This window comes from Achromobacter sp. T5-5 (assembly GCF_055397965.1).
In genome coordinates this window covers 4,715,167-4,728,645 of the sequence record NZ_AP027919.1, presented here as the reverse complement: position 1 = coordinate 4,728,645, position 13,479 = coordinate 4,715,167, and the positions used below count along the sequence as shown (strand labels likewise).

Sequence of the window (13,479 nt, the reverse complement as noted above, 5' to 3'; positions counted from 1 at the left end):
GCTGCTGTAATGCTGGACCTGGACATTTCCGAATTCTTCGACGACGACGGGCCGCTGGCCACCGCCATGCCCGGCTACAAGCCGCGTCCTTCGCAGGTGGAGCTGTCGCAGGCCATCGGCCAGGCCATCCAGGACCGCGCCACGCTGGTGGCCGAGGCCGGGACCGGCATCGGCAAGACCTGGGCCTATCTTGTACCCGCGTTCATCCAGGGCGGCAAGGTGCTGATCTCCACCGGCACGCGCACCCTGCAGGATCAGCTCTACACGCGCGATCTGCCGCGCGTGCGCGCGGCGCTGGGCGCGCCCGTGACCGCCGCGCTGCTCAAGGGCCGCGGCAATTACGTCTGCCACTATCACCTCGAACGCCTGCAGGGCGACGAGCGCGCGCTGAAGTCGCGCACCGAGATCCAGCAACTGCGCCAGATCCAGGTGTTCGCGGGCATCTCCAAAACCGGCGACCGCGGCGACCTCGCGCAGGTGCCGGAAGACGCCGACATCTGGCAGCGCGTGACCTCCACGCGCGAGAACTGCCTGGGCCAGGAGTGCCCGCGCATCCGCGATTGCTTCGTCGTCAAGGCGCGCCGCCAGGCACAGGAGGCCGACGTGGTGGTCGTCAACCACGCGCTCTTCATGGCCGACCTGATGCTGCGTGAAGAAGGCGTGACCGACCTGCTGCCCGAAGCCGACACCGTCATCTTCGACGAAGCGCACCAATTGCCCGACACCGCCACGCGCTTTCTGGGCAGCAGCGTGTCCACGCACCAGTTGATGGACTTCGGCCGCGCCCTCGAAGTGGCGGGGCTGGCCTATGCGCGCGAAGCGGCCAAATGGAGCGACGTCAGCCGCCACCTGGAAACCGCCGCGCGCGAATTGCGCCTGGTCTGCGCGCCGCTGGACAAGATGCCGGGCCGCAAGGCCACCTTCGAGGCCATTCCCAATCCCGAGGAATTCGACGAGGCGCTGCTGGCGCTGCGCGAAGCCGTGGACGGTGCCACCAAGGCGCTGGGCGCGGTGGCTGAAAAACACCCGGACCTGCTCACGGCCGCGCGCATGGGCGCCGAAATCTCGGTCAAGCTCAAGCGCTGGGCGACGCCCGGACGCGGCGGCGCCGCGCTGGACGACGAAGGCTGGGGCCGCGACGACCAGGCGCCCGCGCAGGACGCGCTGGGCGACGGGCCGTCCACGCCGGCCGCCCTGCTGGAAGGCGCCGCGCTGGCCGAGCAATGGACCGGCCCGGCGGTGCGCTGGGTCGAGCACGGCCTGCATCACGTGCGCCTGCACTCGGCGCCGCTGTCGGTGGCGCAGGCCTTCTCCAAGTTCCGCAAGCCTGGCCAGGCCTGGATCATGACCTCGGCCACGCTGTCGGTGAATGGCGAATTCACGCACTTCACCAGCCAGCTCGGCCTGGACCGCGCGCGCACCGGCAAGTGGGAGTCGCCGTTCGACTACCCCGAGCAGGCGCTGCTGTTCGTGCCGCGCGGCATGCCCGAGCCCCAGTCCCCGCAATTCCTGGACCGCTTCGTCCAGACCTTGATGCCGCTGCTGGAAGCCAGCCCCGGCGGCACGCTGGTGCTCTGTACCACGCTGCGCGCGGTGGACAAGGTGGCGAACCTGCTTGCCGACGCCTTCGACGACGCGGGGCACGACTGGCCGCTGCTCAAGCAGGGCGAGGGCACCCGCCGCGATCTGCTGGACCGCTTCTGCAAGCTCACGCATCCGGTGCTGGTGGGCAGCGCAAGCTTCTGGGAAGGCATCGACCTGCCGGGCGACGTGCTGACGCTAGTGGCGATCGACAAGCTGCCTTTCGCGCCGCCCGACGATCCGGTCATCGAGGCGCGTCTGCGCGCCTGCCGCGCGCAGGGCGGCAATCCGTTCGCGGAATACCAGCTTCCCGAAGCCGCCATCTCGCTCAAGCAGGGCGCGGGCCGGCTGATCCGCACGGAATCCGATTGGGGCGTGCTGATGGTGGGCGACGCGCGGCTCGTCGAAAAGCCCTACGGCAAGCGCCTGTGGCGCGGTCTGCCGCCGTTTGCGCGCACCCGCGAACTGGAAGAGGTGCTGGCGTTCTACCGGCGCAAGCGCGGTTCCGACGACGCTTGAAGCCAAGCCAAGCCAAGCCAAGCCAAGCCGGACCGGGTCGGCTGGGCGCAGGCAAAAAAATGGCCCTTCCGAAGAAGGGCCATTTTCTTTCCCATGCGGGCGGGATCCGATCAGTTGAACGGATTCCACCAGCTCTTGTCGGCCTTCAGGCCCTTGGTCCGGAACTCGCTGTTCGGGTAGTTCTTTTCGTACACGCGCTGGGCGTCGTTCTTCAGTTCCGTCATATTCAGTTTGTCGTACGACTCGACCATCAGGTAGAGCGCCTCTTCGGTGGCGGGCGCGCCCTCGAAATCGGTGATCACCGTCTGCGCGCGGTTGGCCGCGGCCACGTAGGCGCCGCGCTCGTAGTAGTAGCGGGCGACGTGGACTTCGTTCATGGCGATGGTGTTGACCAGCCACGCCACGCGCTTTTCGGCGTCGACGCTGTACTTGCTTTCCGGGTAGCGCTTGATCAGCTCGGTGAAGGCGTCGTAGGACGCGCGCAGCCCCTTGGGGTCGCGCTCGGCCGGGTCCTGGCCGGTGATGTTGCTCATGAAGGCGCTGGCCGGCGTGAAGTTGATCAGGCCCTTCAGGTACAGCGCGTAGTCGGTGCCGGGGTGATTGGGATAGAGCTGCTGGAAGCGGTCGATGGCCGCCAGCGCCTGCTCGTTTTCACCGTCCTTCCAGTTGACGTAGGCCAGCTCGAGCAGCGCCTGCTGCGCGTACACGCCGAAGGGGTAGCGGCTCTCGATGGCGGTCAGGCGTTCGCGCGCTTCTTTCCAGCCGCCCGACGACATTTCAGCCTTGGCGTCCGCGTAGAGCTGTTCTGCGCTCCAGTTGGTGGTCTTGTCGTACTTGCTGTCCGTGCCGCTGCAACCGGCGATGACCATGACGGCAAGTAGCGCAAGAACCACGCGCAAAACCGGCCCGCTGCGGGAGGCGGGGTTCGAGGGAGCTGCAGGGTGGTGAATCACGAGAATCGTATCCTTGGTGGTAGCATGGCAGGCTGATTATATGATTTGTCTCCATGTCTGATACAGCCGCCCGCGCAGATCTTGTTTCCGACGATAGCGCCGACGAAAATCTCGACGAAACCAGCCGCGGCGAGCCGCAATTTGTAACCGTGCCGTCCGCCACGCGCGCCGACCGGCTGGACAAGGTGCTGGCGGGCCTCTTGCCCGACCACTCCCGCAACCGCCTGCAGGGCTGGATCGAATCCGGCAACGTCCTGGTCAACGGGGCGCCTGGCAAGATCCGCCAGACGGTCGGGCCGGGGGACGAACTCACCATCTGGGCGCAGCCCGCGCCGGACGCGCTGGCCTTCACCGCGGAGCCCGTCGAATTCGGCGTCGTCGCCGAAAGTCCCGACTGGATCGTCGTCGACAAGCCCGCCGGCCTGGTCACCCATCCGGGGGCCGGCAACTGGAGCGGCACGCTGCTCAACGGCCTGCTGCATCGCTATCCTGAACTCGCCCACGTTGCCCGCGCCGGCATCGTGCACCGGCTGGACAAGGATACGTCCGGGCTGATGGTGGTGGCCCGCAACGACACCGCGCAGACCCACCTGGTGCGCCAGCTCCAGGCGCGCAGCATGGGCCGCGAATACGTGGCGCTGGCGCATGGCTGGGTGGCCGCCGCCGGCAAGGTCGACCGCGCCATCGGGCGCGATCCCCGCGTGCCGGTGCGCATGAGCGTCGAGCGGCCCGTGGCGCCCAAGCCGGCCATTACCAATTACGCACCGGGCCGCCGCGGCATGGTGGAGCCGGGCGGCCGGGTGACCGAAGTGGTGTGCCGCCTGGAAACCGGCCGGACCCACCAGATCCGCGTGCACATGGCCAGCCTGGGGCATCCGCTCTTGGCCGACACCCTCTATGGCGGCAAGAACATCGCGGGGGCGCTGCGCCAGATGCTGCACGCCCGCGCGCTGCATTTCGACGATCCGGGCGGCCAGGGCGAGGTCCGGTTTGCCGCGCCGGTGCCCGCCGACATGGCGCAGGTCCAGGAGAACATTGCATGGAACGCCTGATCGCGGGCCTGCCCGTCGTCACGGGACCCGAATGGCAAGGGGTGAACTACTTCTGCACGACGCGGTCGGGCGGGGTGGGGGTGGCGCCGCACGACACCCTGAATCTTGGGCTGCGGGCCGAGGACAACCCCGAGGCCGTGGCGGAGAACCGCCGCCGCGTGCGCGCGGCCGTGCCGTCCGCGCCCCTGTGGCTGCGCCAGGTCCATGGCAGCGAGGTCGTGGACGCCGACCGGCCCGACGTGCCTGCCGAACCCGCGGCGGACGCCAGCGTCACGGCGCAGCCCGGACGGGTGCTGGCCGTCATGGTGGCCGACTGCCTGCCGGTCGTGATCGCCGATGCCGAGGGCAAGGTACTGGGCGCGGCGCATGCCGGCTGGCGCGGGCTGGCGGGCGGCGTGCTGGAACGGACGCTGGCCGCCATGCAGGCCAAAGCCCCGCAGGCGGACGGTTGGCGGGCCTGGGTCGGGCCGGGCATCGGTCCGCGGCACTTCGAGGTCGGGCAAGACGTGCTGGACGCCTTCACGGGCGACGATCCGGCCACGGCGCGCTTTTTCGCGCCCCGTCCCGGCATTGCGGGCAAATGGCTGGCGGACCTCGCCGGATTGGCGGATTTCCGGCTGCGGCGCGCCGGGGTACAAGAGGTGGTGCTCAGCGGCGAATGCACGGTGACGCGCGCGGACCGGTACTTTTCCTACCGCCGCGACGGGGTGACCGGACGCATGGCGATGCTGGCCTGGCTAGCCCCGGTTTGATCTCGCGCAAAGGCCCGGGCTGGCCTTGCGTCCTACTCTTGCAGCCCTCCTTGTATACCCGCATTGACAGTCCTGGACCCGGAATGCAACATCAATCGCGAAGTTTCGATAACAAGGTGTCGAAGTGAATGCCAATCTCTCCGCAGGTCCCATTCCGGTGAGCGTGGCACCGGAAGTCCTGGCTGACATCCAGGCTGAGTTCTCTCGTGAATGGCAACGCATTTGCGACGATGCCCGGCGCGGCGCGCTCGCGCCGCCGTCCGATCGCCGCTTTTCCGGCGAGGCCTGGGCCGCCAACGCGTCGCATCTGCTGCTGGCGCACACCTATCTGTTGTCAGCCCGCGCCATGCAGCGCATGGTCGACGCCGCCCAGGTCAGCGAACCCATGCGCGACCGGCTTCGGTTCTCGATCATGCAGTGGGTCGACGCGCTGTCGCCGTCCAACTTCCTGGCGCTGAACCCCGACGCCCAGCGCTCCATCGTCGAAAGCGCGGGCCGCGCCCTGAACGAAGGCCTGGCGAACCTGCTGGGCGACGTGCAGAAGGGCCGCATCACGCAGACCGACGAATCCCAATTCGAGATCGGCCGCAATGTGGCCACGACGCCTGGCGACGTCGTCTTCGAAAACAAGCTGTTCCAGCTCATCCAGTACGCACCCTCGACCGCCACCGTCCATGAGCGGCCGCTGGTCATCGTGCCGCCGAACATCAACAAGTTCTACATCCTGGACCTGCAGCCGGAAAACTCCTTCGTGCGCCATGCCGTGGAGCAGGGCTACACGGTCTTCCTGATTTCCTGGCGCAATCCGGTCGCCGCCGACACCGACGGCGTGGACCGCGCCACCTGGTCCGACTACCTGGACGATGCCGTGCTGCAGGCGCTGCGCGTGGCCAGCGACATCACCGGGCAGCCGCAGGTCAACGCGCTGGGTTTCTGCGTGGGCGGCACGATGCTGGCCTCCGCGCTGGCGTTGGCCGAGGCGCGCGGCGAGCATCCGGTGGCCTCGCTGACCCTGCTGACCTCGCTGCTCGATTTCCACGACACCGGCGTCCTGAAGGTCTTCGTCGACGAAGCGCACGCGCTCATGCGCGATCACCAGTTGGGCAACGGCGGACTGATGCCGGGCCGCGACCTGGCCACCACGTTCTCGTTCCTGCGCCCCAACGAGCTGGTCTGGAACTACGTGGTCGGCAATTACCTGAAGGGACAGAAGCCGCCGGCCTTCGACCTGCTGTTCTGGAACGGCGACAGCACGAACCTGCCGGGCCCCTTCTTTTCCTGGTATTTCCGCAATACCTACCTTGAGAACAATCTCAAGGTGCCGGGCCGCGCCCAGGCTGCCGGCATGCCGCTGGACCTGACGCGGCTGAAAATGCCGGCCTATATATTCGGATCGCGCGAAGACCACATCGTGCCCTGGGTGTCGGCCTACGCGTCCACGCAGTTGCTGCGCGGACAGCAGCGTTTCGTGCTGGGCGCATCGGGCCACATCGCCGGTGTGGTCAATCCGCCCGCCAAAAAGCGCCGCAGCTACTGGTCGGCCGACGCACTGGAGCAGGCCGGCCCGCTGCCGGGCGACCCGAATGCCTGGTTCTCGCAGGCGGTGGAGCACCCGGGAAGCTGGTGGCCCGACTGGGCCGCCTGGCTGGCCGGACATTCCGGCAAGCAGGTCAAAGCAAGGACGAAGGCAGGCAATGCCAAGTACCGGCCCATAGAGCCGGCTCCTGGCAGGTACGTGAAGGTCCGGGCGGCATAGACCGCGATTCGCGATCGATCCCCGGTCATGAAGAAAGTTAATCAACGAGGCGTCCGTCGCACACAGGAGGAAGTCCAATGAGCGGAAAACTGGCTTACGTAACAGGCGGGATGGGCGGGATTGGCACCTCTATTTGCCAGCGCTTGGCCAAGGATGGCTTTCGCGTGGTGGCAGGTTGCGGCCCCAGCCGCAATTACCAGCAATGGCTGGATGAGCAGGCCGCGCAGGGCTTTACGTTCCACGCGTCGGTGGGCAACGTGTCCGATTGGGACTCCACGGTTGCCGCATTCGAAAAGATCACCAACGAGCTCGGGCCGGTCGACGTGCTGGTCAACAACGCGGGCATCACCCGCGACGGGCTGTTCCGGAAAATGAGCGCCGACGATTGGCGGGCGGTCATCGACACCAACCTGAACAGCCTGTTCAACGTGACCAAGCAGGTCATCGACGGCATGGTCGAGCGTCAGTGGGGGCGGGTCATCAACATCAGCTCGGTCAACGGCCAGAAGGGGCAGTTCGGCCAGACCAACTACTCCACGGCGAAGGCCGGCATCCATGGCTTCACCATGGCGCTCGCGCAGGAAGTGGCCAGCAAGGGCGTGACCGTCAACACGATCTCGCCCGGGTATATCGGCACCGACATGGTCCGGGCCATCCGCCCGGACGTGCTGGAGAAGATCGTCGCGACGATTCCGGTGCGCCGCCTGGGCACGCCCGAGGAAATCGCATCCATGGTCTCGTGGCTGGCTTCGGACGAATCCGGCTTTTCGACCGGCGCGGACTTCTCGCTGAACGGCGGCCTGCACATGGGCTGACGCGGCCGGGCCGCCCGTAGGCGGCCCCATGGCGCCGGACGGCCTCGGCCAGAGGGCCGTCCGGCATTACACTCACCTTATCGAAAGCCTAAGAGATCGCCCGATCCGGGGACAACCATGACGCAAGCACAAACCGGCGCCAGCCTGCGCCTGATTAAAAAGTACCCCAACCGTCGCTTATACGACACCCGGACCAGCACCTACATCACCCTGGCAGATGTCAAGCAACTGGTCCTGGCCAACGAGGAATTCCAGGTCGTCGATGCCAAGAGCAGCGAAGACCTGACGCGCAGCATTCTTTTGCAGATCATCCTTGAAGAGGAGAGCGGCGGCATGCCCATGTTCTCCTCCAACATGCTGTCGCAGATCATCCGTTTCTACGGCCATGCCATGCAAGGCATCATGGGTTCCTACCTTGAAAAGAACATCCAGGCCTTCATGGAGATCCAGCAGCGCATGGCTGAACAGTCCAAGGGCCTGTACGGCAGCCAGTTCGGTCCGGAAGCCTGGACGCAATTCATGAACGTGCAGACGCCCATGCTGCAGAACATGATGAACAACTACATCGACCAGAGCAAAAACCTGTTCGTGCAGATGCAGGACCAGATGCAGGACCAGACGCGCGCGATGTTCTCCACCTTCCCGTTCACGCCAGGCGGCACGCCGGGCGCGGGGCGCAAGTAAGGGCGGATTCACGCGATTCGCTGCGGCCCCTCGCGGGGGCGCCAGGACAGCCAGCCGCCTCGGCATCAGCCCGGGCGGCTTTTTCTTGCTTGACCCAACGCAATGATCCGGCACTTATCGTGCGCCAAGGTTCAGGGATGTGTCAGCAAAATCCTCTAAATTAATGAAAACGGTTCTTGTTTGTGTTTTGAGAACCGCTGTTTTCGTTTGTGTTTGTGTTTCGAGGATTAATGCACATGATCAAGAAAGCCTTGGCGCTGGCCATTGTCGCGTTGAGCGTGTCCGCCGCCCATGCGGCCGAATACCCCATCGGCAAGCCGGTCGAGAAGGGCGGCATGGAAATCGGTGCGGTGTACCTGCAGCCGATTGAAATGGACCCGCCCGGCATGATGCGTCCGGCCAAGGATTCCGACGTGCACCTGGAAGCCGACATCCACGCCACCGCCGGCAACAAGACGGGCTTTCCGGAAGGCGAGTGGGTGCCTTACCTGGTCGTGAACTACGAGATCCAGAAGGTCGGCAGCCAGAATGTGCAGAAGGGCACGTTCATGCCCATGGTTGCCAACGACGGTCCGCACTATGGCGAGAACGTCAAGCTGGAAGGTCCCGGCAAGTACAAGCTCAAGTACTCGATCCTGCCGCCGACGGCGAACAAGATGAGCCATTTCGGCCGCCACGTCGATAAGGAAACGGGCGTGGGCGAATGGTTCGAACCGTTCGACCTGGAATATGAATTCGTCTACGCCGGCACCGGCAAGAAGGGCGGGTATTGATCGTGCGCCGCCTGCTTCGCGTTCTTGCCGCACTGCTGATCGGCCTGGCCGGCGTGGCGGGCATAACGCCCGCGCAGGCGGCCGATCTGCCCACGTTCACGTTGACATTCAAGCCGGACGGCACGTTTGAGCCCGCCACGCTGGAAGTCCCCGCGGGCCGGTTCAAGATCGAACTGATCAACGAAAGCAATGAGCCGGTGGAATTCGAAAGCATTCCGCTGCGCAAGGAAAAAGTCCTTGGGCCGGGCGTGAAATCCTTTGTGGTGATCACGATCTCGCGGCCGGGCGAGTATCCCTTTTTTGACGACTTTCACCAGAGCGTGAAAGGCACCTTGGTCGTCAAGCCCAAGGAATAAAGCGGCATCCAAGCATGGAACAGGTACTTTTCATCGTCTGGCGCGAAAGCGTCGAAGCCCTGCTCGTGGTGGGCATCCTCTACACCTGGCTGCGCGCCACGCCGGAAGGCAAGCGCGGGCTGCCCTACCTGTGGGGCGGCGTCGCGGCCGGCCTGGCGCTGGCCGTGGCGCTGGCGCTGGTGCTGCTGGGCGTGTCGTCCTGGCTCAGCGACGAGGGGCAGGAATGGTTCCAGGCCATCATGTCGCTGGCGGCGTGCGCGCTCGTGGTGCAGATGGTCGTCTGGATGAAGAAGCACGGCCGCACGCTCAAGGGCGAACTGGAAAGCGGCGCGCGCGCCTCCGTGGCCAGCGACAACTGGTGGGGCCTGCTGGTGCTGGTCGCCATCGCCGTCGCCCGCGAAGGCAGCGAGACCGTGGTGTTCCTGTACGGCACGGTGTCGGCGGGGCAGGGCGGCAGCGACATGCTGATGCTGGCCCTGGCGGGCGTGGCGGGCTTCGCCGTGGCGCTGCTGACGTTCTGGCTGCTGCAACTGGGCGGCAAGCTCATCACCTGGCGCCGCTTCTTCCTCGTGACCGAAATCCTGCTGCTGCTTCTGGCCAGTTCGCTGCTGGTGGGCGGCCTGGATCACCTGATTTCGCTGGACGTGCTGCCGACCATCGTCGACCCGGTCTGGGACAGCTCCTGGCTGCTCAGCGATAGCACCGGCCTGGGCAAGGTGCTGGCCGACTTCGCCGGCTACCGCGCGCTGCCGGCGCTGACCTCGGTGCTGCTGTGGGTGGCGTACTGGATCGTCGTCTGGGCGCTGCTGCGCTGGGTGGGCAGCAAGCCCGCGCCGGTGGCCGCCGCCCGGGGGGCATCCTGATTCCGGTCTGTCCCGCCGGACTGAATATTTGAAGGTTTGACCATGGCTGCTGCAATCGGGAGGGCGACCTCCCGCATCGCCGACTTCCTCCGAGACCATGCCCCGCTGTTGCGCAAGCTGCAGTGGGGCATTGTCGCGTTGTACGCGTTCCTCCTGATCGTGCCCGCGCTGCTGCCGTTGCCCGACAACGCCGCCTCGGTATTCAACAATCTGACGGTCGTGGCGCAGTTTGCGTTCTGGGGCGTGTGGTGGCCGTTCGTGCTCATCTCCATGCCGATCCTCGGCCGCGCGTGGTGCGGCTGGCTGTGTCCGGAAGGCATGCTGACCGAATGGGCCAGCGAGCGCGGACAGGGCCGCGCCATCCCAAAGTGGATGCGCTGGGGCGGCTGGCCGTTCGTGGCGTTTGCGCTGACGACGATCTACGGACAGCTCGTCAGCGTCTATCAATATCCGCTGGCGGTGCTGGCCGTGCTGGGCGGGTCGACCGTGGCGGCCATGATCGTCGGCTGGCGCTACGGCCGCAGCAAGCGGGTGTGGTGCAAGTACCTGTGCCCGGTGAACGGCGTGTTCAACCTGCTGGCCAAGCTGGCGCCCTGGCATTTCAAGGTCGACGAGGAAAAGTGGCGCCATCCGGTCATCCGCATCGAACCCATCAACTGCGCGCCGCTGGTGCCGCTGCGCCACATGAAGGGCGCGGGCGACTGCCACGTCTGCGGCCGCTGCAGCGGCTATCGCGGCGCCATCGCGCTGACGCCGCGGTCGCCGGAAGAAGAAATCGTGCACGTCGCCGACGGCGACCCCTGGCAGACGGCCTTGCTGTGCTTCGGCCTGATGGGCATCGCGATCGGCGCATTCCTCTGGAGCGCCAGCCCGTGGTACGTGACGGCCAAGCAATGGGCCGCGACCTGGCTGGTCGAGCGCGACATCCTGTGGCCGCTGATGGACAACGCGCCCTGGTTCATCCTGACGCATTACCCGGATGTGAATGACAGCTTCTCGTGGCTGGACGGCGCGGGCATCCTGCTCTTCGTCGTCGGCGCCACGGTGTGCGTGGGCGGCGCGGCGTTCCTGTCGCTGTGGATCGCCGACCGGCTCGCGCCGGCCGCTCCGGCCGCACCGGCGCCGCATGCGCCCGCGTCGCGCTGGGGACGCCCGGGCCTGCACAAGCTGGCCCAGGCCCTGATCCCGTCGGCCGGCATCGGCGTGTTCCTGGGCCTGTCCGCCACGACGATCACGCTGCTCAAGCATGAAGGCGTGCAGGCCGCCTGGGCGACGCCCGTGCGGTTCACGCTGCTGACGCTGGCGGTGCTCTGGACGTTGCGCCTCTATGCGCGCCTGCTCAAGCCGCGTCCGGTGGGCATGGCCCGCAAGCTGGGCGCGGGCCTGGTGCTGGCGGCGGGATTGGCGCCGTTCTGCCTGGCCTGGGTGCTGTTCTTCGCCATCTGGTAGTCCGGCTTCGCGCGCATTGCGATAAAGTGGGGACCGCGCCGGCGCCGCCGGCATTCCCTCATTTTCGTTTCGCCATGGCCACCTACGCGTTCCGTCTGCTCAACGTTTTCGCTTCCTCCACTTTCAGCGGCAATCAGCTTTGCGTATTCGAAGATGCGCGGGGCATGGACGACGCCACCATGCTGAACCTGGCTGCGCAGTTCAACCTGTCCGAGACCACCTTCATCCTGCCCTCGGACCGCGCAAGCGCACGGGTGCGGATCTTCACGCCGGGCTACGAGATGAAGTTCGCCGGCCATCCCACCATCGGCACCTCGCAGGTGGTGCGCGACCTTCTGCAAACGGGCGACGCGCTCACGCTGGAATTCAAGGCGGGCGTCGTTCCCGTGGTGGCCAATGGCGATGCCTGGACGTTTACTGCGCCATGCCCCGACGGGGTGCGAACCGCCAGGCCCGAGCTGGACGGCGCCGAGATCGCGGGGCTGGTCGGATTGGATCGCGATGACCTGCTGGCCGAGCCCATCTGGGTCGATACCGGCGCAGACCAGTTGCTGGTGCCGCTTGCCAGCGTGGACGCCGTGCGCCGGGCCGCGCCCGATGCCGCCAAGCTGGCGCGCTGGCAGGCCAGCAGCCTGGGACGCAAGACGCTTTATGTATTTGCCTTTGACGAAGGCAGGCTGCAAGGGGGGCGCCAGGTCGTGGTGGCCAGGTATTTCTTCGCCAAGGCGGGCGGCGGCGTCGACGAAGACGCGGGCACCGGGTCGGCCTGCGCCAACCTGGGCGGTTGGCTGCAGCACCGCGGCTACCCCTTGCCGGCCAGCATCCTGGTCGAACAGGGCGACCAGATGGGCCGGCCATGCCGACTGCTGCTGGAGGTCCTGGCCGACGGCCGGATCCAGGTGGGAGGCCGCGCGCTGGAGATCGGCCGCGGCGCCGTGACGATCTAGCGGGCTATCCCCCCGGAATTTGCGGGCATGAAAAAGCGGCGCCGAGTTGCCTCAGGCGCCGCTTTGTATTCAGGCGTGGATCTTGACGATCCTGCCCTTACTTGCGGTTCTTGGCCGGATCAACCTTGATGTTGTTCTTGACCTGCTTGACGCCTTCGACGCCTCGGGCGACCTTGGCGGCGTGATCCGCTTCGGCTGCGGTACCCACGGTGCCGGTCAGCGTGGCGACGCCGTTGTTGGTTTCGACGGCGATTTCCAGGGCGCTCAGTTCCTTGTCGGCCACGAAAGCGGCCTTGACCTTGGTGGTCACGGTGGCGTCGGACGCGTATTCACCCACGGACTGTTTCGGCTTGCCGTCATCGGCGGCAAAAGCCATGGAAGTGAAGACAGCGCCCGTACCCAGTGCGGCGGCGGCGATCAGCTTGCGAATTTCCATAGTAATGCTCCTTTTTATTGGTGTTCAGCGCGTTCTAGACGCAATGACGATATGAGATGGCTCAGTGGTTCTATTTCGCTGGTGCTATTTCTTGCGGAAGGCGCCGCCCAGGATGGACAGCAGTGCCAGGACCAGAAAAACGAAGAACAGGATCTTGGCAATCCCCGCGGCGCCGGCGGCGATGCCGCCGAAACCCAGGACAGCCGCGATGATGGCGATAACGAAGAAAACTACGGCGTAATGCAACATGTCAGCTTCTCCTGGTTGTTATGGGTATCAGGGATTGCGGTCGAAGAAATCCCGGACTTCCTTTTGCGCCTCTTCCTTGGTCTTGCCATAGCGCTCCTGGATCAGGCCTGCCAGGCGTTCGGCGTTGCCTTCCGTGCGCGTCAGTTCGTCGTCGGTGAGCTCACCCCAGGCCGCCTTGGCCTTGCCCGTCAGTTGCTTCCACTTTCCGGCGATGATGTCGTTGTTCATGGTGACCTCTCTCTGGTTGCTTGCGGCGGCGGGTTTATGGCCTATAAACCTGCCGTTTCGCGGTGT

General features: G+C 66.0%; 15 protein-coding genes. 11 read left to right on the top strand and 4 right to left on the bottom strand.

Annotated features, from left to right (window positions below; translation table 11 throughout):
• Positions 1-9: 9 nt before the first annotated feature.
• Positions 10-2,100, top strand: coding sequence for an ATP-dependent DNA helicase (locus ACZ50Q_RS21485; protein ID WP_076519483.1), 2,091 nt, complete (start codon positions 10-12; stop codon positions 2,098-2,100).
• A 110-nt stretch (positions 2,101-2,210) separates the two neighbouring features.
• Here the strand turns inward: ACZ50Q_RS21485 and ACZ50Q_RS21480 are convergent, their stop codons facing one another.
• Entirely contained in the window at positions 2,211-2,969 is a 759-nt protein-coding gene (locus tag ACZ50Q_RS21480; protein WP_254791946.1) for an outer membrane protein assembly factor BamD, read from the bottom strand.
• 137 nt (positions 2,970-3,106) lie between these two features.
• Here ACZ50Q_RS21480 and ACZ50Q_RS21475 point away from each other — a divergent pair, with 137 nt between their 5' ends.
• The 10 genes from ACZ50Q_RS21475 to ACZ50Q_RS21430 all read left to right on the top strand — a co-directional run bounded on the left by ACZ50Q_RS21475 (position 3,107) and on the right by ACZ50Q_RS21430 (position 12,500).
• Positions 3,107-4,105, top strand: a complete 999-nt coding sequence (locus ACZ50Q_RS21475; RefSeq protein WP_464079497.1) for an RluA family pseudouridine synthase — start codon at positions 3,107-3,109, stop codon at positions 4,103-4,105.
• Positions 4,093-4,857 carry a peptidoglycan editing factor PgeF gene (gene pgeF / locus ACZ50Q_RS21470; protein ID WP_092577941.1) on the top strand — a complete coding sequence of 255 codons (765 nt, stop codon included), beginning with the start codon at positions 4,093-4,095 and terminating at the stop codon, positions 4,855-4,857. Before ACZ50Q_RS21475 ends, pgeF begins: the two co-directional genes overlap by 13 nt.
• Positions 4,858-4,981: 124 nt before the next feature.
• Positions 4,982-6,613, top strand: a complete 1,632-nt coding sequence (gene phaC / locus ACZ50Q_RS21465; RefSeq protein ID WP_092577942.1) for a class I poly(R)-hydroxyalkanoic acid synthase — start codon at positions 4,982-4,984, stop codon at positions 6,611-6,613.
• 77 nt (positions 6,614-6,690) lie between these two features.
• A complete protein-coding gene (gene phbB, locus ACZ50Q_RS21460) occupies positions 6,691-7,428 on the top strand; it encodes an acetoacetyl-CoA reductase (RefSeq protein WP_076519492.1) in 738 nt (245 codons plus the stop codon).
• Between the two features lie 117 nt (positions 7,429-7,545).
• Entirely contained in the window at positions 7,546-8,112 is a 567-nt protein-coding gene (gene phaR / locus ACZ50Q_RS21455; protein ID WP_076519493.1) for a polyhydroxyalkanoate synthesis repressor PhaR, read from the top strand.
• Positions 8,113-8,348: 236 nt separating this feature from the next.
• A complete protein-coding gene (locus ACZ50Q_RS21450; protein WP_008161772.1) occupies positions 8,349-8,885 on the top strand; it encodes an iron transporter in 537 nt (178 codons plus the stop codon).
• Positions 8,886-8,887: 2 nt separating this feature from the next.
• A complete protein-coding gene (locus ACZ50Q_RS21445; protein ID WP_464079496.1) occupies positions 8,888-9,241 on the top strand; it encodes a cupredoxin domain-containing protein in 354 nt (117 codons plus the stop codon).
• 14 nt (positions 9,242-9,255) lie between these two features.
• Positions 9,256-10,104: an FTR1 family iron permease gene (locus ACZ50Q_RS21440; RefSeq protein ID WP_092577943.1), complete on the top strand. Its 849-nt coding sequence runs from the start codon at positions 9,256-9,258 to the stop codon at positions 10,102-10,104.
• A 42-nt stretch (positions 10,105-10,146) separates the two neighbouring features.
• A complete protein-coding gene (locus tag ACZ50Q_RS21435) occupies positions 10,147-11,553 on the top strand; it encodes a 4Fe-4S binding protein (RefSeq protein ID WP_464079495.1) in 1,407 nt (468 codons plus the stop codon).
• 74 nt (positions 11,554-11,627) lie between these two features.
• Complete coding sequence (locus ACZ50Q_RS21430; protein ID WP_464079494.1) at positions 11,628-12,500, top strand: PhzF family phenazine biosynthesis protein; 873 nt, start codon at positions 11,628-11,630, stop codon at positions 12,498-12,500.
• Positions 12,501-12,597: 97 nt separating this feature from the next.
• On the opposite strand, the gene ACZ50Q_RS21425 is transcribed toward ACZ50Q_RS21430, so the two are convergent.
• The 3 genes from ACZ50Q_RS21425 to ACZ50Q_RS21415 all read right to left on the bottom strand — a co-directional run bounded on the left by ACZ50Q_RS21425 (position 12,598) and on the right by ACZ50Q_RS21415 (position 13,413).
• Positions 12,598-12,936 (bottom strand): BON domain-containing protein, encoded by a 339-nt coding sequence (locus ACZ50Q_RS21425; RefSeq protein WP_092577946.1) that lies wholly within the window; start codon positions 12,934-12,936, stop codon positions 12,598-12,600.
• 84 nt (positions 12,937-13,020) lie between these two features.
• Positions 13,021-13,185 carry a DUF1328 domain-containing protein gene (locus ACZ50Q_RS21420; RefSeq protein ID WP_006389411.1) on the bottom strand — a complete coding sequence of 55 codons (165 nt, stop codon included), beginning with the start codon at positions 13,183-13,185 and terminating at the stop codon, positions 13,021-13,023.
• Between the two features lie 27 nt (positions 13,186-13,212).
• Complete coding sequence (locus ACZ50Q_RS21415) at positions 13,213-13,413, bottom strand: CsbD family protein (protein ID WP_008161759.1); 201 nt, start codon at positions 13,411-13,413, stop codon at positions 13,213-13,215.
• Between the last annotated feature and the right edge of the window lie 66 nt (positions 13,414-13,479).

Excerpts from the sequence above, each read along its gene's own strand:
- ACZ50Q_RS21485 (WP_076519483.1), top strand. The coding sequence starts at position 10 with ATGCTGGACCTGGACATTTCCGAATTCTTCGACGACGACGGGCCGCTG.
- ACZ50Q_RS21480 (WP_254791946.1), bottom strand. The coding sequence starts at position 2,969 with ATGGTCATCGCCGGTTGCAGCGGCACGGACAGCAAGTACGACAAGACC.
- ACZ50Q_RS21475 (WP_464079497.1), top strand. The coding sequence starts at position 3,107 with ATGTCTGATACAGCCGCCCGCGCAGATCTTGTTTCCGACGATAGCGCC.
- pgeF (WP_092577941.1), top strand. The coding sequence starts at position 4,093 with ATGGAACGCCTGATCGCGGGCCTGCCCGTCGTCACGGGACCCGAATGG.
- phbB (WP_076519492.1), top strand. The coding sequence starts at position 6,691 with ATGAGCGGAAAACTGGCTTACGTAACAGGCGGGATGGGCGGGATTGGC.
- phaR (WP_076519493.1), top strand. The coding sequence starts at position 7,546 with ATGACGCAAGCACAAACCGGCGCCAGCCTGCGCCTGATTAAAAAGTAC.
- ACZ50Q_RS21450 (WP_008161772.1), top strand. The coding sequence starts at position 8,349 with ATGATCAAGAAAGCCTTGGCGCTGGCCATTGTCGCGTTGAGCGTGTCC.
- ACZ50Q_RS21440 (WP_092577943.1), top strand. The coding sequence starts at position 9,256 with ATGGAACAGGTACTTTTCATCGTCTGGCGCGAAAGCGTCGAAGCCCTG.
- ACZ50Q_RS21435 (WP_464079495.1), top strand. The coding sequence starts at position 10,147 with ATGGCTGCTGCAATCGGGAGGGCGACCTCCCGCATCGCCGACTTCCTC.
- ACZ50Q_RS21430 (WP_464079494.1), top strand. The coding sequence starts at position 11,628 with ATGGCCACCTACGCGTTCCGTCTGCTCAACGTTTTCGCTTCCTCCACT.
- ACZ50Q_RS21425 (WP_092577946.1), bottom strand. The coding sequence starts at position 12,936 with ATGGAAATTCGCAAGCTGATCGCCGCCGCCGCACTGGGTACGGGCGCT.
- ACZ50Q_RS21420 (WP_006389411.1), bottom strand. The coding sequence starts at position 13,185 with ATGTTGCATTACGCCGTAGTTTTCTTCGTTATCGCCATCATCGCGGCT.
- ACZ50Q_RS21415 (WP_008161759.1), bottom strand. The coding sequence starts at position 13,413 with ATGAACAACGACATCATCGCCGGAAAGTGGAAGCAACTGACGGGCAAG.